This is a genomic window from Nonomuraea maheshkhaliensis, assembly GCF_039529435.1.
In the GTDB taxonomy this organism is placed as follows: Bacteria; Actinomycetota; Actinomycetes; order Streptosporangiales; family Streptosporangiaceae; genus Nonomuraea; species Nonomuraea maheshkhaliensis.
Genome location: NZ_BAAAMU010000015.1, coordinates 19759 through 38111, shown reverse-complemented (window position 1 = coordinate 38111; position 18353 = coordinate 19759). Strand labels below are relative to the sequence as shown.

At 68.5% G+C, this 18353-nt stretch carries 22 protein-coding genes and 1 pseudogene; 13 read left to right on the top strand and 10 right to left on the bottom strand.

Going from position 1 to position 18353, the window contains the following annotated elements:
- Positions 1-1466 precede the first annotated feature (1466 nt).
- From ABFX54_RS12830 to ABFX54_RS12810, 5 genes are all read left to right on the top strand, one after another.
- Entirely contained in the window at positions 1467-2864 is a 1398-nt protein-coding gene (locus ABFX54_RS12830; RefSeq protein WP_346104448.1) for an FAD-dependent oxidoreductase, read from the top strand.
- 25 nt (positions 2865-2889) lie between these two features.
- Positions 2890-3162 (top strand): hypothetical protein, encoded by a 273-nt coding sequence (locus ABFX54_RS12825; RefSeq protein ID WP_346104446.1) that lies wholly within the window; start codon positions 2890-2892, stop codon positions 3160-3162.
- A 306-nt stretch (positions 3163-3468) separates the two neighbouring features.
- On the top strand, positions 3469-3750 hold the full coding sequence (locus ABFX54_RS12820; protein ID WP_346104444.1) for a hypothetical protein: 282 nt from the start codon (positions 3469-3471) through the stop codon (positions 3748-3750).
- A 25-nt stretch (positions 3751-3775) separates the two neighbouring features.
- Positions 3776-4153 carry a metalloregulator ArsR/SmtB family transcription factor gene (locus ABFX54_RS12815; protein WP_346104443.1) on the top strand — a complete coding sequence of 126 codons (378 nt, stop codon included), beginning with the start codon at positions 3776-3778 and terminating at the stop codon, positions 4151-4153.
- Positions 4150-5193 carry an ArsO family NAD(P)H-dependent flavin-containing monooxygenase gene (locus ABFX54_RS12810; RefSeq protein WP_346104441.1) on the top strand — a complete coding sequence of 348 codons (1044 nt, stop codon included), beginning with the start codon at positions 4150-4152 and terminating at the stop codon, positions 5191-5193. The genes ABFX54_RS12815 and ABFX54_RS12810 overlap by 4 nt, the downstream gene beginning before the upstream one ends.
- Positions 5194-5455: 262 nt before the next feature.
- On the opposite strand, the gene ABFX54_RS12805 is transcribed toward ABFX54_RS12810, so the two are convergent.
- Positions 5456-6091 (bottom strand): arsenate-mycothiol transferase ArsC, encoded by a 636-nt coding sequence (locus ABFX54_RS12805; RefSeq protein WP_346104439.1) that lies wholly within the window; start codon positions 6089-6091, stop codon positions 5456-5458.
- A 743-nt stretch (positions 6092-6834) separates the two neighbouring features.
- Positions 6835-7413, bottom strand: a complete 579-nt coding sequence (locus tag ABFX54_RS12800) for a TetR/AcrR family transcriptional regulator (RefSeq protein WP_346104437.1) — start codon at positions 7411-7413, stop codon at positions 6835-6837.
- 91 nt (positions 7414-7504) lie between these two features.
- Between ABFX54_RS12800 and ABFX54_RS12795 the strand changes: the two genes are divergently transcribed.
- A complete protein-coding gene (locus tag ABFX54_RS12795; protein WP_346104435.1) occupies positions 7505-8914 on the top strand; it encodes an MFS transporter in 1410 nt (469 codons plus the stop codon).
- Between the two features lie 181 nt (positions 8915-9095).
- On the opposite strand, the gene ABFX54_RS12790 is transcribed toward ABFX54_RS12795, so the two are convergent.
- Positions 9096-9740, bottom strand: a complete 645-nt coding sequence (locus ABFX54_RS12790; protein WP_346104434.1) for a DUF305 domain-containing protein — start codon at positions 9738-9740, stop codon at positions 9096-9098.
- 99 nt (positions 9741-9839) lie between these two features.
- Positions 9840-10328, bottom strand: a complete 489-nt coding sequence (locus tag ABFX54_RS12785) for a hypothetical protein (RefSeq protein ID WP_346104432.1) — start codon at positions 10326-10328, stop codon at positions 9840-9842.
- A gap of 230 nt (positions 10329-10558) precedes the next feature.
- On the opposite strand from ABFX54_RS12785, the gene ABFX54_RS12780 reads away from it, so the two are divergent.
- The 4 genes from ABFX54_RS12780 (at position 10559) to ABFX54_RS12765 (ending at position 13667) form a co-directional block, all read left to right on the top strand.
- Positions 10559-11116: a DUF4396 domain-containing protein gene (locus ABFX54_RS12780; RefSeq protein WP_346104430.1), complete on the top strand. Its 558-nt coding sequence runs from the start codon at positions 10559-10561 to the stop codon at positions 11114-11116.
- Between the two features lie 635 nt (positions 11117-11751).
- Positions 11752-12135 (top strand): ArsR/SmtB family transcription factor, encoded by a 384-nt coding sequence (locus ABFX54_RS12775; RefSeq protein ID WP_346104428.1) that lies wholly within the window; start codon positions 11752-11754, stop codon positions 12133-12135.
- A gap of 27 nt (positions 12136-12162) precedes the next feature.
- On the top strand, positions 12163-13269 hold the full coding sequence (arsB, locus tag ABFX54_RS12770; protein ID WP_428834524.1) for an ACR3 family arsenite efflux transporter: 1107 nt from the start codon (positions 12163-12165) through the stop codon (positions 13267-13269).
- Positions 13266-13667 carry an arsenate reductase ArsC gene (locus tag ABFX54_RS12765; RefSeq protein WP_346104426.1) on the top strand — a complete coding sequence of 134 codons (402 nt, stop codon included), beginning with the start codon at positions 13266-13268 and terminating at the stop codon, positions 13665-13667. Before arsB ends, ABFX54_RS12765 begins: the two co-directional genes overlap by 4 nt.
- A 171-nt stretch (positions 13668-13838) precedes the next feature.
- Here the strand turns inward: ABFX54_RS12765 and ABFX54_RS12760 are convergent, their stop codons facing one another.
- The gene (locus ABFX54_RS12760; protein ID WP_346104424.1) at positions 13839-14264 is read right to left on the bottom strand and encodes a class I SAM-dependent methyltransferase; all 426 of its coding nucleotides are present in this window, start codon (positions 14262-14264) and stop codon (positions 13839-13841) included.
- Complete coding sequence (locus ABFX54_RS12755) at positions 14261-14767, bottom strand: hypothetical protein (RefSeq protein ID WP_346104422.1); 507 nt, start codon at positions 14765-14767, stop codon at positions 14261-14263. Before ABFX54_RS12755 ends, ABFX54_RS12760 begins: the two co-directional genes overlap by 4 nt.
- Before the next feature lie 88 nt (positions 14768-14855).
- Between ABFX54_RS12755 and ABFX54_RS12750 the strand changes: the two genes are divergently transcribed.
- Positions 14856-15194: a PadR family transcriptional regulator gene (locus tag ABFX54_RS12750; RefSeq protein ID WP_346104420.1), complete on the top strand. Its 339-nt coding sequence runs from the start codon at positions 14856-14858 to the stop codon at positions 15192-15194.
- Positions 15176-15760 carry a hypothetical protein gene (locus ABFX54_RS12745; RefSeq protein ID WP_346104418.1) on the top strand — a complete coding sequence of 195 codons (585 nt, stop codon included), beginning with the start codon at positions 15176-15178 and terminating at the stop codon, positions 15758-15760. The genes ABFX54_RS12750 and ABFX54_RS12745 overlap by 19 nt, the downstream gene beginning before the upstream one ends.
- Before the next feature lie 11 nt (positions 15761-15771).
- Here ABFX54_RS12745 and ABFX54_RS12740 read toward each other — a convergent pair whose 3' ends face one another.
- The 3 genes and pseudogenes from ABFX54_RS12740 to ABFX54_RS12730 all read right to left on the bottom strand — a co-directional run bounded on the left by ABFX54_RS12740 (position 15772) and on the right by ABFX54_RS12730 (position 17184).
- Positions 15772-16053, bottom strand: a complete 282-nt coding sequence (locus tag ABFX54_RS12740; RefSeq protein ID WP_346104416.1) for an ArsR family transcriptional regulator — start codon at positions 16051-16053, stop codon at positions 15772-15774.
- Positions 16050-16247 (bottom strand): annotated as a pseudogene (locus ABFX54_RS12735) (hypothetical protein); the annotation flags it as partial. The gene ABFX54_RS12740 and the pseudogene ABFX54_RS12735, both read right to left, overlap by 4 nt.
- A gap of 94 nt (positions 16248-16341) precedes the next feature.
- Positions 16342-17184 (bottom strand): alpha/beta fold hydrolase, encoded by an 843-nt coding sequence (locus tag ABFX54_RS12730; protein ID WP_346104414.1) that lies wholly within the window; start codon positions 17182-17184, stop codon positions 16342-16344.
- A gap of 93 nt (positions 17185-17277) precedes the next feature.
- On the opposite strand from ABFX54_RS12730, the gene ABFX54_RS12725 reads away from it, so the two are divergent.
- Positions 17278-17853 carry a TetR/AcrR family transcriptional regulator gene (locus ABFX54_RS12725; protein WP_346104413.1) on the top strand — a complete coding sequence of 192 codons (576 nt, stop codon included), beginning with the start codon at positions 17278-17280 and terminating at the stop codon, positions 17851-17853.
- 58 nt (positions 17854-17911) lie between these two features.
- On the opposite strand, the gene ABFX54_RS12720 is transcribed toward ABFX54_RS12725, so the two are convergent.
- Positions 17912-18274, bottom strand: coding sequence for a hypothetical protein (locus ABFX54_RS12720; protein ID WP_346104411.1), 363 nt, complete (start codon positions 18272-18274; stop codon positions 17912-17914).
- Between the last annotated feature and the right edge of the window lie 79 nt (positions 18275-18353).

Here is an 18353-nt window from a genome sequence, read left to right as displayed (position 1 = left end):
CTCACCTCCGCAAGCGTCGCATTTGAGGACGTACGAGGCGATTCCGGACACGCGAGCACGTCAGATCGACGCGCTGTGGTTAATGCTGACAGGCGATCTCGCACGAACGAAAGGCAGAGGATAGGCGGAAAGGTGATCTTGTTAGGTGCGCCCTCAGCGCGTCATCATCGTTTCCGCAGGTCACGGACTTATGCCGTGCGACAGGCGCAGATCACCTGCCGACACGAAGTGTTACACAACCGCCAGCCCGCCGCAACGTGACCCGGACACCAGCAGCGAAGAGGGAAGAAACCACCCACATCGCAGCGCGGGGAGCGCCCCACAACCCACCTATCGATCATGGACTCGGACGACAAGGCCAGCGCCTGAGGACACCAGCAATTGCATTCCGAATTCCGCAGAAGAATGACAACAATCGCCACAGATAATCGCTAGGATGACTTTAACTCGCCACCTAAATGACTTCTCAGCGACGCGGCCGCCGGGGGCGGAGCGCGAAGCTCGGCCCCTCCCCAAGGGGAGCCGACCATGAGGAGATGGACATGTTGGGTGGTGACGCCCCGGAGGACTCGAACGGTTGGGTCACGCTGCTCCTGCTGCTGCAGGCGCTGCTGATCTCGCTGGACTTGTTCCTCAGAGTCCAGGGACTCTAGCGAGATGCTAGAGCCCCTGGTGTAAGGCGAACGGCCCCGCTGCACGGTTTGCCCACCTACGGCGGGGTCGCTTCGTCTGCACCCATGCTACTACCAAAATAACTACCCTGTACTATGCCCCGCGAAGAAGCGGATTGCGGCCCCCATAAGTTCTCTCGCTGCATATCGCAAAAGCGGAACGACTACGAGGTCACCGCAAAGATAAACACGGTGGCACTCTTCTACAAAATAGGCATCGTCGATACGACTCCCCACATAACGCTAACGATGCCGCTCGCCATAGAGCACTATCCGCGTAGCACTAAGCGAGTCACTCACAGCGACGGAAGCACTGCTCAACACGTCGGCAGCGAACGACATCCGCAATCCATAACCCTGCACCCCGTCACCGATCCGCCTCCTCGGCGACCAGGCCCCGCTCCTCGACCTCGCTGACGTGGTTTCCGCACGCCCCGCTGGGCGGAGTCACCCCGATCCTCTTCGGTTAGCGCCTCAGCGCGCCGCGAACGACGTGACGCTCTGCGCCGGCAGTCCGCCTACCGGTCCAGCGGACGGTCCACCCCCCAGCAACCAGCGCAGAAGCCACTCCGACCAGCCCATCTTGACCAGTCGCACGAGAGGCACGTCCCCGCCTGGAGCGATTGCCCGTGGTCCTTCGATCCGGCGGGACACTACGCGCGAGCGGACATCTCGCACCTCCAGATCGATCGCCGCCTACCCACTTCCGCGACATTCCACGACTGATTTGACACGCATCTAATCAGCGAGGCATGCTGCCTACTACTTCGACAAGCATCTAAACAGGAGGCGATCATGGGTGACGGATGCTGCGGCACCACCACGCCCTTGGCAGCGGAGCAGTTCACCACCGACCTGGAGACCGACACGCTCCCGGTGGTGGTCATCGGTGCGGGCCCGACCGGCCTGGCCGCCGCCGCTCACCTGGCTGAGCGGGACCTCGACTTCCTCGTCCTGGAGGCCGGCGGGCAGGCGGGCGCGTCCATCGCCAAGTGGGGGCACGTACGGGTGTTCAGCCCTTGGCGCTACAACATCGACGCCGCAGCCCGCCGCCTGCTGGACGGCGCGGGCTGGCAGGCCCCGGACGACGACTGGCTGCCGACCGGCGCCGAGATCATCGAGGACTACCTCGCTCCGCTGGCCAAGGTCCTCGGAGACCGCGTACGCGTCAACGCCCGAGTCTCGGCCATCACCCGCCTGGGCTTCGACCGGGTACGGACCAACGGCCGCCAGGACGTTCCGTTCCTGATCCGCCTGGAGGACGGCGAGGAGCTGTACGCGCGGGCGATCATCGACGCCTCCGGCACCTACACCACTCCCAACGTGCTCGGCGCGAGCGGCCTGCCGGCACACGGCGAGGCCGGCGTGGCGGCCCTGATCGACCACGCGCTGCCCGACGTGCTGGGCGCCGACCGAGCCGCTTACGAGGGCAAGCACACCCTGGTCGTCGGCGCAGGACACTCGGCCGCCACCACGCTCCTGGCTCTGGCCCAGCTCGATGACACCCCGATCACCTGGGCGATCCGCGCGGGCAACGCCAGCCGCACCTTCGGCGGCGGCGACGCCGACGCGCTCCCCGCGCGCGGTGCGCTGGGCACCCGCCTGCACGCCCTGGTGGAGTCCGGCCGGATCACCTTGCTGACCGGCTTCTACACCCATCGCGTCCGCGCCGCTGACCAGGGCGTCGAGGTGGTCAGCCGCGACCCGTCCGGCACCGAGCAGACGATCATCGTGGACCGCATCGTGTCGGCCACCGGCTACCGCCCGGACCACTCCATCGCCTCCGAGCTGCGCCTCGACCTGGACCCGGTCCTCGGCTCCACCCGCGCGCTCGCCCCGCTGATCGACCCGAACCAGCACTCCTGCGGCACCGTCCCGCCGCACGGCGTGGACGAGTTGTCCCACCCGGAACCCGGCTACTTCGCGATCGGCGTCAAGAGCTACGGCCGCGCGCCCACCTTCCTCATGGCCACCGGCCACGAGCAGGCCCGTTCGGTCGCCGCCGCTCTCGCCGGCGACTGGGAGGCCGCCCGCGACGTGCGGCTCGATCTGCCCGAGACCGGCGTCTGCTCCTCCAACCTCGCCGAGGCCCAGGAACAGCGCGTGGGCCTGGCCACCGGCATCAGCGGCGGCCTGCTGGCCACCCCGCTCCCCCTGGTGACCGCCTCGACCGGCGGCGGCTGCTGCGGCTGAACAAGGAGAAGTAAGGGAGAGAGCAATGTCCGACGGCTACCCCACCGCGGCACAGAAAGAGGCACTGAGCCTGATCTGCGGCCACGAGCCGATGCCCACTGCCATGCTCGGGGAGCGGCTGCTCTCCGCCCGCGAACCGAGCACCAATCCCGGCTACGCCCGCGCCATCACCCACATGGCAGGAACCCTGGCCTGGCGGCTGCAAGCGCAAGGCTTCATCGCCGCCGACGGCGCGGACGCCTGGCGCACCACCTCTGTCGGACGCGCCCTGATCGCCTGCACGGACGCAGGCTCGTGAGCTCCACCTCGATCAGCGACTCGGCCGCCGCCTCCACCGGCGAGAGCGGCGGCCGAAGCCGCTTCCACCAGGGCCGGCGCATCGTCGCCGCCCTGGGCATCACCCAGACCATCGGCTACGGCGTGCTCTACTACGCCTTCTCCGTCTTCCTCACCCCGATGACTCGCGACCTGCGCGCCGGCGGCACACGAGTCGCTGCCGCGCTCACCCTCGCCGTCCTGACCACCGCCCTGTGCGCCCCGCCGGCCGGCCGGTGGCTGGACGCCCACGGCGGGCGCACTGCTCCTGCCGGTCGTCGGAGCGGGCGTGCCGGGCGCGATCGGCTGCGTGCTGCTCTTCGGGATCGGCTTCGGGGTGGGCACGATCACCCTGCCCCACCTGCTCGCCGAGCAGTACGGCACCGCCGCCTACGCCAGCCTGTCCGGCCGGATCGCCCTGTTCTCGGTCGCCGACAAGGCAGCCGCACCGCTCGCCGCCGTCGCCCTGGCCCAGGCAGTCGGCTACGGCTGGGTCATGGGTGCGGTGGCCTGCGCCTGCGCGATCGCGGCGTTCGCCCTGCTCGCCTATCACCGCCTACAATTTCGATAAAGTTCGAATCAGAGGGGGGAGCCGGATGACCGCCACCACGACCCGGTGCTGCGCACCGATCGCCCGGGAGCCGCTGTCGGAGACCGACGCGGCCGACCTCGCGGTCATGCTCAAGGCGGTCGCCGACCCGGTCCGGCTGCGTTTGCTGTCGATGATCGGCTCACACGCGGGTGGCGAGGCATGCGTGTGCGACCTCACCGACGCCTTCGACCTGACCGCCCCGACCATCTCCCATCACCTCAAGGTACTGCGCACCGCCGGCCTGATCGACGGCGAGCGGCGCGGCACCTGGGTCTACTATCGGATCATCCCCGAGGCGGTGAACAAGCTCGGCGCCCTCTTCGCCCCGCTGACCGAGCCTTCACCCGGCAGGCCGGGAGACCTCGAGCTCCTGCCCGTATGACCCGAGCTCCGCGCCCGGTCGATGTCCTGGTCATCGGCGGCGGTCAAGCGGGTCTGGCCGCCGGCTACCACCTGCGCCGCGCTGGCGCCGATTTCGTCATCCTGGACGCTCAGGAGGAACCCGGCGGGGCGTGGAGGCATGCGTGGCCGTCGCTCCGGCTGTTCTCCCCCGCCCAGTACAGCTCGCTGCCTGGCCGCATGATGCCCGCTCCGCCGGGCGGCGGCTCCCCCGGCGCCACCGACACCGTCGCCTACCTCGCCGACTACGAACAGCGCTACCAGCTCCCGATCATCCGGCCCGCGACCGTGCATGCGGTACGGAGAGGCGAGCAGCGGCTCCTGGTCGACACCGACGCCGGCACGTGGCAGGCCCGCCACGTGATCAGCGCCACCGGCACTTGGTGGCGGCCTTACGTGCCCTACTACCCCGGCATCGGCGGCTTCCAGGGGGAGCAGTCGCACACCGCCGGCTACCGTGGCCCGGAGCCGTTCCGCGGCCGGCGCGTCGTGATCGTGGGCGGCGCCAACTCCGGCGCCCAGATTCTGGCCGACGTCTCGACCGTCGCCGACACGACCTGGGTCACCCTGCGCCCGCCTCGCCTGCTGCCCGACGAGGTCGACGGCCGGGCCCTGTTCACCCTGGCCACCCGCCGGGCCCAGGGTGCGGACGGGATGGGCCCGCTGGGCGACATCGTGGCCGTCCCACCGGTCCGGGAGGCGCGCGACCGCGGCGCGCTCAAGGCCCAGCCGATGTTCAGCCGCATCACCCCCACGGGCGTCACCTGGCGGGACGGCACCGGTCTCGACTGCGACGTCATCATCTGGTGCACCGGCTTCCGCCCGGCCCTGGGCCATCTGGCGCCGCTCCGGCTGCGCGGTCCCGACGGGCTCATCCCGGTGGACGGCACCCGCGCCGTGGGCGAGCCTCGACTGCACCTGCTCGGCTACGGCGACTGGACCGGCCCCGCCTCCGCCACGCTGATCGGCGCGAGCCGCACAGCCAGGGACACCGTCACCGAGATCCTGAAACCGAACACCTGAGAACGGAACCTGACAGGGAGCCTTATTGACGGATCATTGAGGCAGAAAGCAGCATGACGGGCGTCACTGTCATTGCCCCTTTCCCTGCGGTGGAGATCAGGATCGCCAGCAGTCTGTCATCGCTCGTATCTCCATGATCCCCATCCCGTCTTGGCTGCGATCCTGTTGATCCCGGCGGTGGAGATGGCGCGTGACTCTTCTCCTCGCGCATGATCCGCAGCGCCGCGGCCGTGCTTCCTCTTCCACGAACCCGGCTGCACGCTCACTGCCCGGCGGTCTGCGGAATCAACTCGTCCAGCAGATCACGCACCATCAAATCGATCATCATGCACAGGTCGTGCACCTCATCCAGGGATTTGCCCCGGGTGTCGATGAAGTCCCAGTTCAGATATCGCTTCCCCGGATGGATGGGACACGCATCACCGCAGCCCATGGAGACGATCACATCGGCGGCCAGGACGACCTCGTCAGTGAGCGGCTTGGGAAAATCGGTCAAGGTGGTGATCCCCATGAGGGTGAGCGCCTCGATCACGGTCGGCTCGATCTCGGGGGCGGGATGGGTGCCCGCCGTACGTACGTGAACCTGGCCCGCCGCATGATGCCTCATCAGAGCCGCGGCCATCTGCGAACGGCCGGCGTTGTGTGTGCAGACGAACAGCACCTCGCTCACCGGCTTGCCCATCTCGCCACGGCTCTGGGCCAAGGCGGTGAGGCGCTCCTCGGCCAAGCGCTCAGTGAGGGTGAACAGATGTTGCTGGACACGGGCACCCCGCGCGAGCGAAGCGTACGACTCCGCTACATACCGCTCGACCGTTTCGATCGAGAAGATTCCCGGGAAACGGGGCAACAGGTGCTGGGCGATCCTGCCCAGCAAGGCATCCGACCTGCTCAGCTCCATCGGCACACTCCCAGCGCAGAGCGACACACCTCGAACCGCCTCATCGGAGGTCAACCCCCTCGATGTCGAGCCGAAGGCGCGCTCTAAATATAGACGTATATCTATGCAATGTAATCCGAGCAGACAGCGCTACGCGGGTCACGGTCAGGCAGCAGCCGACACATCGAACTATCAGCCCAGCAGGATGCGCCAGCCGGCGTTCGGCCTCATCTCGGATGGACCGCATCATGACCGGACGTCCGCGACACACGTCGCACCGGCCTTCGCCGATCATGGCGGGCTTGACCGCGCCCGCGACGGTCGCGCATCGTGCTCTGGCGGTGCAAGACAATCCCCTGCACTCCGATTCGTCTACTACAGCGCCGCCGACGAGCACGTGCGCCGCCTGCTCACCCAGAGCCTCTACCACGCCGACCACATCGATCGTGACGACGATCCACGCTTCTCCCCCGCGCCACCCTCGACGAGCCCGCTGTCAGGTAGGCAGGAATCGACTTGCTCGGCGGGCCGCGATCATGGCGGGATGCAGGCCTCAGGCCACGTCCACGCAGACCAAGGTGGGGCAACTCCAGACATTGATGTGGTCGTACCGGATGCTTGGCAATCAAGAACCGGACTGCGAGCGTCGTCCACCTCCGACATCCCAGCCTCCGTCCGCTGGCCCATCGGACCCTCACGACGACGCCCGATTCAGGCGGCAGATCGACGGCGCTAAAGGCGACCTCCCTTCAGCAGCGCGACTTCTAGCCGGTCAGCACCGCTTGCACGGACTTGGTCACTACGTTGGTGGCGTCATGTGCGGGCAGGCGTCCCGCGCGCACCTCGTTCGCTGCTCCGTGCAGGATGTAGTGGACGAGGCTGACCAGCCAGGTGGCGGTCAGGTCGGTGCGGAAGGCCCCTTGTTCCTGGCCACGACCAATGAGCTCGGCCATCCGCCGGGCGGGTTCGGCGTGGAGTTCTCGCACCCGTCCCGCGGGAAGGACCGCCTCCGCCGCGCTCAGCAGGACCGCGGACTCGGCCACGAGCTCCCAGCTCGACGCCAGCAGTCGCGTCATGGCGTCGCGGGCTTCTCCGGTCAGGTCGAGGGACGAGAGGGTTTCCTCGCCGGCTCGCAGCGCGTCCATGAGGGCCGCTTCGACCAGGTCGGCCCGGGTGCGGAAGTGGCCGTACAGCGTCATCCGTCCGACGCCGGCAGCCTGGGCGATGTCGTCGATGGTCGCGTTCGGATCCGAACTCATCAGGGTGCGCGCCGCGGACACGATGCTGGCGATGTTGCGCTCGGCGTCGGCACGACGTCTGGAGCGCGCGGAAGGTGAAGCCATGCGAACAGTCTAACTCGTATGTTCATATACAGGTTATAGTGGCGACTAGTTCTCGTATATGAGAGTACGAGTTGTCTCTCCGGAGTATCCGATGACCCATGAAGCAGTACGACAGACTTCACCCCCCGGGCCGCATCCGGCGCGCTGGCGCATCCTCGGCTTCCTCGGGGTGGCCCAGCTCATGCTGATCCTTGACGTCACCGTGGTGGCCATCGCGCTGCCCCACATCGAGACGGATCTCGGGCTCGGCCGTGAGGCGCTGACCTGGACGGTCAGCGCCTACACCCTCACCTTCGGCGGGCTGATGCTGCTCGGCGGACGCATCACCGACCTGGTGGGAGCCAAGCGGGTCGTGCTCGCCGGGCTGCTGCTGTTCTCCATCGCCTCGCTGGTCACCGGCCTGGCCGGGTCCGCCGGTGTACTCCTGGGTGGTCGCGTTACCCAGGGTGTCGGGGCGGCGCTGCTGTCTCCCTCGGCCTTGTCGCTGGTGGTGTCCCTGTTCGACGGGCAGGAGCGGAACAAGGCCCTGGGTGTCTGGTCCGCGCTCGGCGGCGGTGGCGCCGCTCTCGGCGTTCTTCTGGGCGGCCTGCTTACCGCCGGTCCCGGGTGGCCGTGGGTCTTTTATGTCAACGTACCCATCGGGCTGGTCATTGCCGTGGTGCTCGCCGTTCTGCTGCCGGCCCAGCCTTCCGCGTCCGCCGCCCGACCTCGGCTCGACGTCCTCGGCGCGATGTTGGTGACGGCCTCCTCCGCGTCGTTGATCTACGCTCTCATCGCCGCCGGCGAGCGTGGCTGGCTCACCGCGCTCACCGGGTGGCTCGTACTGGCTGCCGCCGTGGGCTACGTGCTGTTCGTGCTGTGGCAGCGGCGGGCCCGCTCGCCGCTGATGGATGTCCGGCTGCTGGCCCGGCGGCCCGTGGCGACCGGCTCCTTCCTCATCGTGATGGCGACGGCGCTGATGATCGCGATGTTCTTCCTGGGCACCTTCTACTTCCAGCACGCCTTGGGGTACGGCCCGTTGCAGGCAGGGCTGTTGTTCCTGCCGGTGGCGCTGGCGACGATGCTCGGGGCCAACCTGACCGGACGCATGCTCGGCCGATGGGGCGGGCGCGGACTGGCCGTCGCGGGCCTGACCGTCGCGGCGCTCGGCATGGCCGTGCCGGCCGTGTCGATGAACACCGTCACCGTCGTGGCCGGCGTGGCCGTCGCCGCGGCGGGCGCCGGCGCGATGTTCGTCATCGCCTCGGCGACCGCGCTCGGCCAGGTGGCACCCTACGAGGCCGGGATCGCCTCCGGCATCGTGAGCACCTTCCACGAGTTCGGCGCCTCCATCGGAGCCGCCGTCGTATCGAGCGTCGCGGCAGCGAGCCTGGCCGGGACCACCTTGACCGGCTTCACCCACGGGTTCACCGTGGCGGCGGTCGCGGCGGCGGTCGGCGCCGTCGCCGCCGCGCTGATGACCCCAGGCCGCTCAAGCGGGCAGGCCCAGGACATCTCCTAACCCCGCCCTGAGCAAGTCACGGTGCGGGGAATGAGCCCGGCCAAGTTGTGACCTGACCTCGGCCCCCTGCGGCGGCACGACTTGTCCTGCGGCGCTAGGCCGCAGGACAAGTCGTCGGTCCCTCCCGCGCGCGTGTGGACCGTAGGCGGGAGGCTTGGGCGTAGGACAGAGGCCCGAGCCGTTACAGGCGGGCCAGGATCTCCTTCATCTCCTCGACCTCGCGTTGCTGGCTGGTGGCGATCTGCTGGGCCAGTGCCTTGGCCGCGGGATCGGCGCCGTCACGGATCTCCTGCCGGGCCATGCTGATCGCACCCTCGTGGTGCGCGATCATCCCGGTGAGAAACCGCCGGTCGAAGTCCTTGCCGGAAGCAGCCTCGAGCGCCGCCATCTCCTGCGAGCTCAGCAGGCCGGGCATGTCTCCGTGCTCCATCCCGTCGTGGCCGGCGGTGGGTGTCGTGGTGGGTGCGCCCCAGGTGCGCAGCCATCCGGTCATGGCGGTGATCTCGGGCTCCTGGGCGGCCCGGATGGTTGCGGCGAGCTTCTTGACGTGGGCATCGCCCGCCCGGGTGGCGGCCAGCTCGGCCATGTCGACGGCCTGACGGTGGTGCGGGATCATCATCTGCGCGAACATCACGTCAGCGTCATTGAATGCGACCGGTGTGCGCGAGCCGCTCGGCGCGCTGGTCGCGGCGGTATGGCTGGAGGCCATGTCGGGGTGCCGGCCGGTGGCCGTCTCGGTGGTGGAGCCGCAGCCGGCCAGGATCCCGGCGGCGAGCGCGGTGATGGCGGCCAGCGCGGCGCGGCGCATCACGAGGGAAGACATCATGGGTGGGGCCTTTCGGTGTCAGGAAACAGGTGCGCGACAGAACACGGGACGAACGGGGCGTGCGGCCGAAACCGGCTTCGCCTGCCGCCCGGCGGTGTTCTAGATGCGCATCACCGACACCTGGGCCAGCGTCAGACCGGCCGGCGGTGCCCTGGCGGCCAGCCGGGACGAGCGTGGCCAGCAGCCAGGTCTCGGCCGGTCGAGGTGTATCGCCGGCAGCAGGACCGGCAGCAGTGCGGCGCCGGTACTGCCGAGCACGGCCAGGCACACGTTCCAGCCCTCGTGCTGACCGCCCCCGCCGGCCACCCTCTCCACGGCGCTCGCGTGCCGACAGCCCTGGGCCGGACACGAGCCGGCAGCGAAGCCTGCCAAGGATGCGACATCCGTGCTGCCCATCGGGTCATAGCCGGCCATTTGCGCCGGGAGGGCCGGGAGGGCCGGGGCGTGAGGATGCGCGGCGATCGCGAGGGGAGCGTGCGCGCCGTGGAGATGGCCGAAGCTGTGCATCGCCACCACGCCGAACAGGGTGCAGGCCAGCAGCATCAGCCGGGCTACCTGCCCGGCCGGCGTTTCCCGCCCGCTTCCCATACCCCCCTACCGTAGCCGATCCCGTCCCCGCCCCTTCACGGCACCAGGCAGCTCCCGCCACAGCCGGTCGCACGTTCCGCCGCCGCAGTTCCTCCGGTCTTTGAGCTTCGCCGCGCAGGCGCCGTGCTGGGGCGATGCAACCCCCGCCATCAGCAACACTTGCCATATACCCCTATGGGGTATATTTTCGGCGTCAGCGACCTTCGCCCCATATCGTCAAGGAGTGTCCGATGGCCGAGCAGAATCCCCCCACGCCGAGCGACCACGCCGGGCATGAGACCCGCGAGCACACCGCACACGCCGGTCAAGCCGGCCATCCGGACCAGGGAACGCGTCAGGGGCACACGAGCAAGGCGTCATGGTCGACAGCCGTCTCCGCCACGTTGCACTGCCTGACCGGGTGCGCCATCGGCGAGGTGCTGGGTCTGGTGATCGCGACCTGGCTCGGCTGGAGCACCACTCCCTCCATCGTTCTGGCCGTGGTGCTGGCCTTCTTCTTCGGCTACCTGCTCACCTTGCTGCCGCTGCGCCGGGCCGGCGTGAACTGGCGCACCGCGATCAAGCTGGCGCTGGCCGCCGACACCGTGTCGATCCTCGTCATGGAGATCGTGGACAACGGCGTGATGCTCGCCATTCCCGGCGCCATGGACGCCACGCTGACCTCCGGCCTGTTCTGGGGCGCTCTGGCCTTCGCACTGCTGGTGGCCTTCCTGGTCACCACCCCAATCAACAAGTGGATCATCGGCCGGGGCAAAGGTCACGCGGTGGTCCACGCCTATCACCACTGAATCCCCATTCCCGGCGGCGCTCGACGGCCTCCACCGGGGGTCGGCCCTCGCGGTCCCCACATGCGCCCGATCGTGCGGATGACGATGGCCTTTGACGAGCCGCGCACCTGGAAGCCGAGATCGCGATAGGCGCTGATCTGGGCCAACCAGCTCGGCGGCGAGGGCCCACTTTTCCTCGACGTGATCACGCGTCGCCGCCCTCGGCGCGGCCTGGCAGGCGGTGCATGCTGGAGCCGGCTGGGCCGTTGGGCCATGCTGCGCCACCGCGCCCAGGGCGAGCCGCTTGCCCACATCCTCCCCATTTGGCAGCAGGTGCTGCCGGAGGATCAGGCCGCGCCGGTCCTCCGCCGTGAGCAGATCCGCCTATTCGGCATCAGATAGGAAATTTGTGGTGACCCTCGCGCGCCCTTCGTACTGCCACGTACGGCCGACGACCAGCGGCTCAAGAACGCGAGGCCGGCTGTTCGAAGAGAGCGGATGAGGCGAGGGCAGAGCAGGAGCCTCGCCTGGCAGACCATCTCCACAGCCAGACGAGCGTGGGCGCTCACGCCGCAAGACCTTCCCGCCCGACCTGGCGACCTACGGCCCGGCTCCAGCGTTGAGCGATTGGCGTCCGGTCATAGACATATGTCAATATGGATGAGGACTTCGACAATCATCTATATCAGGGGGCACGCGTGGAGCCGCTGCAGATCCTGGATTGCAGCCCACCGCTGGTACGCGAGCAACTGGACGCCGACAAGGCCGCCGACCTCGCTCGCGTGTTCAAAGCTCTGGGGGACCCGGTACGGCTGCGCATCCTGTCGATCGTGGCGAGCCACGCGGGCGGCGAAGCCTGCGTCTGTGACATCACCGACGCCTTCGACCTGACCCAGCCGACGATCAGCCATCATCTCAAGGTGCTCAGGGACGTCGGGCTGCTCACCCATGAGCGCCGCGGTTCCTGGGTCTACTACCAACTCGTCCCGGAGAACCTGGCCCAACTGTCGGCCTTGCTGGACATCCCCGCCACGGTCTGACGCCCACCACTTCCAGGGAAGAACGCGATGTCTTCGAATGCTGCCCGCACTCAGGCGCCCGCGCAGGGCATGACGACGGCCGTGGTCGGCCGCCTATCGGTTCTGGACCGGTTCCTGCCGGTGTGGATCGGCGCCGCGATGGCGGCCGGCCTGCTGCTGGGCCGGTTCGTTCCAGGCCTGAACACCGCGTTGGAGGCGGTGAAGATCGGCGAAATCTCGCTGCCCATCGCGCTCGGCCTGCTGCTGATGATGTACCCGGTGCTGGCCAAGGTCCGCTACGACCGGCTCGACACCGTCACCGGCGACCGCCGGATGCTGATCTCATCGCTCCTGCTGAACTGGATCGCCGGCCCCGCTCTGATGTTCGCGCTGGCCTGGATCTTCCTTCCCGACCTCCCCGAGTACCGCACCGGCCTGATCATCGTGGGGCTCGCCCGCTGCATCGCCATGGTGCTCATCTGGAACGACCTGGCCTGTGGCGACCGCGAATCGGCGGCCGTGCTCGTAGCGATCAACTCTGTCTTCCAGGTGGTCGCGTTCGGCGCGCTGGGCTGGTTCTACCTGAAGGTTCTGCCCGGCTGGCTCGGCCTTTCACAGGCCGCTCTCGACGTGTCGATGTGGGACATCGCCCAGTATGTGCTCATCTTCCTGGGCATCCCGCTGCTGGCGGGATACATCTCGCGCACCTGGGGCGAGCGCGCCAAGGGAAGGGTCTGGTACGAGCAGCGCTTCCTGCCGCGCATCGGCCCGATCGCCCTGTACGGGCTGCTGTTCACCATCGTCATCCTCTTCGCGCTCCAGGGCCACACGATCAGCGAGCGGCCCCTGGACGTGGCCCGCATCGCGATCCCCTTGCTGGCCTACTTCTTCGTGATGTGGGGCGGCTCTTTCCTGGCCGGACGCGCGATCGGTATGTCCTATGAGCGAACCACCACGCTGGCCTTCACCGCCGCCGGCAACAACTTCGAGCTCGCCATAGCCGTGGCCGTCGGCGTCTTCGGCGTCACCTCCGGCCAGGCCCTGGCAGGAGTCGTCGGCCCGCTCATCGAGGTTCCCGTCCTGGTCGCCCTGGTCTACGTCAGCCTGGCCGGCCGCCGCCTGTTCACCACCACTTCCAAGGAGCAGATCTCGTGACTGACAAGCCCAGCGTGCTGTTCGTGTGCGTACACAACGCCGGACGCTCCCAGATGGCCGCCGGATGGCTCACCCACCTGGCCGGTGACCGCGTCGAGGTGCGCTCCGCCGGATCGGCCCCCGCCGACCAGGTCAACCCGGTCGCCGTCGAGGCGATGCGCGAGGTGGGCATCGACATCACCGCCGAGCAGCCCAAGATCCTCACCGTCGATGCCGTCGAGGCCTCCGACGTGGTGATCACGATGGGTTGCGGGGACGCCTGCCCGATCTTCCCCGGCAAGCGGTACGAGGACTGGAAGCTCGACGACCCCGCCGGGCGGGGCATCGAGTCGGTCCGCGTGATCCGCGACCAGATCCGTACCCGCATCGACAAGCTCATCGGCGAGCTGACTGGCTGACGAAGCCAGGACGAGCAGCGCCATACGGAGCTCATGGGACGTTCTGCCGCATGCGGCCCGCCATCGGTTGACGCAGGCATGACCCGGATCTCATCGGGCCACTGATGATGAGGACCAGGTCGGCGGTCAAAGCCGCTTCGGGCACGCGGATGTGGCGGGCAGGGGGCGTGGTCAGCCCGGCAGACGTTCGAGGTCATAGCACCACAACTCGAACCGGGCGTCGGCACGTCGCACCTTGATGCCGAGAGCCTCGGCTGAGGCGCGCCGGGCGGTGAGCAGTCGCCAGCCGGCGCGAGTGAAACGGTGCCGGACTTCCTCCACCGTGAGGCCGGCGTACATGGGGGCGGCCTTCGGAGGGCGGCTGAATCCGTACAGCAGCAGCCTCGCATGGGTGGCCAGGTAGACGGTGTCGGTGCCGGTCCCGCAACCGAGGTCCAGAGCCATCCCGGGCAGCAACGGTCCGGGTCGGTTGACGAGCGTGATCAGGTCGGCGGGCGGGGCGGGCCGCTGCCACACTGTCAGCCCCAGGCGGTAGGCGAGGCGATAGACCAGGCGGTACCAGCGAAGGCGAGACCGCGGCAGTGGACGGGTGATCACGATGCGCTCCGGCCGGTGGAGAGCCGGCGCCGGATGGAGTGCGCTATCACCGGGAGGCCGACCAGGCTCGGAGCGATCCACCACGCCCAGGCAGGCAACCGGTCCCATCCCGGCAGGTGCCGACCGTTGTCGACGTAGAAGCCGGTCAGCAGCACGATGTAGGAGCCGCCCATGCCTGCGATGTGCAGATAAGGTTGCCGACGCCGCCGGTTCAGGTGACCGGTCAGAGCCAGTGCGGCGGCGAGCACGCCGATGGCGAAGAGATGCGCGTTGTGGCTCCAGCGAATCGCCGACATGACCGCCATCGAGGCGAACATCACGCCCAGGCACCACAAGTAGAGCCGGCCGAAGCAGCGGTGCCGGGCCGCTCCTTTGCGGGACAACGCCGCACCGGCTCCGCAGAAGACCGAGGCCAGGCCGGCCGCGACGTGGACGGCCAGCACGGCGAGGAAGAACGGACCGGCGTTCGGCACGGGTATGCCGGCGATCTCCATCTCGTCCACCACACACCTCCATACGTAGCATTGCTACGCATAACGACGCTACTCGGATGGTTGTCTCGGCGGAAGCCCCGATATAGCGTTACTACCTATGCGGGCAGAAGCGCTCAAGGGACACCTGGACGGCCTGCTGCTCGCGACGCTGGAGAACGGGCCGCGGCACGGGTACGCCGTCAAGGAAGCCCTGTGCGAGGCCACCGACGGCCGGATCGACCTGCCCACGGGCACCGTCTATCCGGCGCTGCACCGCCTGGAGCGGGCCGGGCTGATCACGGGGATCTGGTCGGTGGTCGGAGGGCGGCGCCGCCGCACCTACCAGCTCACTCAAGCCGGGCATTCCGCCCTGAGCCGGGAGCGGACCGGGTGGCAGGAGTTCGCCACCGCGGTCACCGCGGGCCTGGGAACGCGGCCATGGCCGGCCACGAGCTGATCGACGCCCAGCTCGCCGCCCTGGCCCGGCACCTTCCGGCCGAGGCGGTGGAGGAACTGTCCGACGGGCTTCACGAAGCCTACGACGCGTACCTCACCGAACTCGGCGATCCTGATGCCGCAGCCCGCGCGGCGATCAGCGAATTCGGCGATGCGGAGACGGTCACCGCGGCCTTCGTGCGCGGCTCGCCCTGGCGGCGGCCGGCTGTGGCGCTGCTGGCCACCGGTCCGTTCATGGCCCTGCTGTGGGGACCTGCTCTGGTGTCCGCACAGGTGTGGACCTGGCCGATCGCGCCGTCCTTGCGGATCGCCTACGGTCTCGCGCTCGCCGCGACCGCGCTCACCCTGCTCGCCGTCGTCAGGGAGAGGCGGGCCTACCGCCGCATCAGGACCATGACGCTGTCGGCCGCCGCCGCCCTGATCCTGCTGGACACGGGCATGCTCGCGACCGTCGCCGCTCACCTGCCGCCGGTTCCGCCCTGGCCGCTCGCGTTGGCGGTGCCCGCCAGCCTGCTCCGGATCGTCCTCTCCCTTCGTGCCTTGCCGCCGCTCATGCGGTGCCGGTGACGAACCGATCCTCATCCGACAGCGCGTTCACCCCGGCCGCGGCGCTGTCGAGGGCGGCAGCCGCTGCGGGCAGACGCCCGGGCGGCCTCGCAGCCGGGCAGGCCGGCGTCGCGGAGCGCCTTGAGATGGTGGCTGATCGTCGGCTCGGCCACGTCGAAGGCCTCGGCGAGCGCGTGCACTCGGGCGCTGCTGCGTCCGGGGGCACCGGGCAGCCGGGCGGTCAGCAGCAGCACATCCGGTCGCTCGGCGCCGATGCGCAGCAGCGCCTCGGCGCCGTTGTCGCAGAGCGTCACCGCCACCCCGTGCGTGAACAGCTCGCTCCGAAGCGTCCGGTGATGTAGCCCTCGGTTCGCTTGTCGGCGGGGTTGCTGAAGATACTTGCGGTGTTGTCGAACTCGACGAGGCGCCCGTGCCGTACGCCCTTGTCGTCGGCCTCGGCGGTGAAGAAGGCGGTGCGCTCGGAGACGCGGGCGGCCTGCTGCATGTTCAGGGCCGCGGTTGCACGAACAACCCGGGGACGAGCCGCACTTCGTGGCCAGGCAGCTGCCGGGGTAGCGGGTAGTGCCACCCCGGCGGCGGGCTCACTTGGCGGCGAAGGCCAGCAGTGCCTCGTTGACCTCATCGGCGTGCGTCCACAGCAGGCCGTGCGGGGCACCCTCGACTTCGACGTAGTGCGCCTCCGGGAACGCCTCGTGGAAACGACGCCCGGTGGCGTCGATCGGGAGGATGTTGTCCCTGGTGCCGTGCAGGATGAGTGACGGCTTTCCGGCCGCGCGCACCGCCGCGACGTCCTGGCGGAAGTCCTCGATCCACGCCGCCACCACCGCGTACGCGGCGACCGGGGCGGAGGTCGTGGCGGTGTTCCAGTTGGCTGCGACGACCTCCTGGCTGATCCTCGTGCCGAGATTCTCATCCAGGTTGTAGAAGTCCTTGTAGAACTGCGTGAACCAGGCGTATCGGTCGGCGCGGGCAGTGGCGACGATGCCGTCGAACACCGACTGCGGTACTCCGGCGGGGTTGTCGTCCGCCTTCACCAGGTACGGCTCCAGCGACGCCAGGAAGGCCAGCTTGGCGACGCGCTCGTGGCCGTGGTTCTTGACGTAGCGGGCGAGTTCGCCGGTGCCCATGGAGAACCCGACGAGAATGACCTCGCGCAGGTCGAGCGTCTCCAGCAGCGTGTTCAGGTCGGCTGCGAAGGTGTCGTAGTCGTACCCGCTCCCGGCCTTGCTCGACTGGCCGAAGCCGCGGCGGTCGTAGGTGATCACCCGGTAGCCGGCGGCGAGCAGCTCGCGCGTCTGACGCTCCCAGCTGTGCCCGCTCAGGGGGTAGCCGTGGATGAGGACGACCGGCTGACCGGATCCCTGGTCCTCGTAGTACAGCTCGACATCGGTGCTGTTCTCGGTGCCTACCTTGATGTGGCCCATGAGAAATCTCCCTCCCATCCGCTAGAGAACGGTCGTTCTCCGCGATGTCCACTACAGTAGAGAACGCTGGTTCTCTGCGCAACTGGAGCTCTCGTGATCGATGAGGAAACAGCACGCGACCAGGTCGTCTCCACCGCCGACCGGTTGTTCTACGCCCACGGCGTCCAGGCCGTCGGCATGGACGCCGTCCGCACCGAGGCGGGTGTCTCGCTAAAGCGCATCTACGCCCTGTTTCCCTCCAAGGACGACCTCGTCCTGGCAGTGCTCCGCCACCGGACCGAGCAGTGGGACACCGGCGTGGCCCGCGCCCTCGCCGCCGCCCGCACGCCGCGCGACCGGATGCTGGCCGTCTTCGACTTTCTGGCGGAATGGTTCCGCGAGGACGACTTCCGGGGCTGCGCCTTCATCAACTTCTTCGGCGAGCTGGCCGGTGGCAGCAGCCGGGTCGCCGAGGCGGTCCGGGAGCAGAAGACCTCTTTCCAGCGCCATGTCGCCGACATGGTCCGCGAGGCGGGTGGTCCCGGCTACCTCGCCCCGCAGCTGGTCCTGCTCGCCGAAGGCGCCCAGACCACGGCCGCCATCACCGGGGACCCCGCCACGGCTGCAAACGCCCGCGCCGCCGCCGAGACCCTCATCGGGGCCGCCTTCAGTCCTGCCAGCGGATTCTGACCAGCCTTCCCTGCCCAGCGCGAACGAAGAAAAGGACATCCACTCGCGCAACGCCCACTTAGGAAATGAATTCATTCCATACAGGTACGGGAATCCCGTCCTCACGGGCTCGCTGATCTTCATCGAGCGGGTAGAACTCACGGGTGACGTAATCAGCGACGTCTGCGCCGTAACAGATGATGTCCGCCCACCATACAGAGTTGCAGTTGCGGACTACGGCGCAGTAAATCGACGTCGGCAGGGGCTTTCTTTCGTCCTCGTAGCAGGAAGGAATCAGCACCGCGCGGACTTCGGCCAGCATGGCGGGCAGTGCCGGATAGTCAGTCTCGTCGACAGTCAGGCTGGTGATGTGCCCCTGAGGGTTCTGCCAGACGATCTCAACGAGGCCGTCGTCGGGGAGGCCGGCAAGGGCTGCTTCCACGTCTGTCGATAGGTCGGGCCAAATCAGCAGCCTGGCCCGCGGGGCGAGTCGGCTCCGTATCGGGGCAACCCCATCAAGG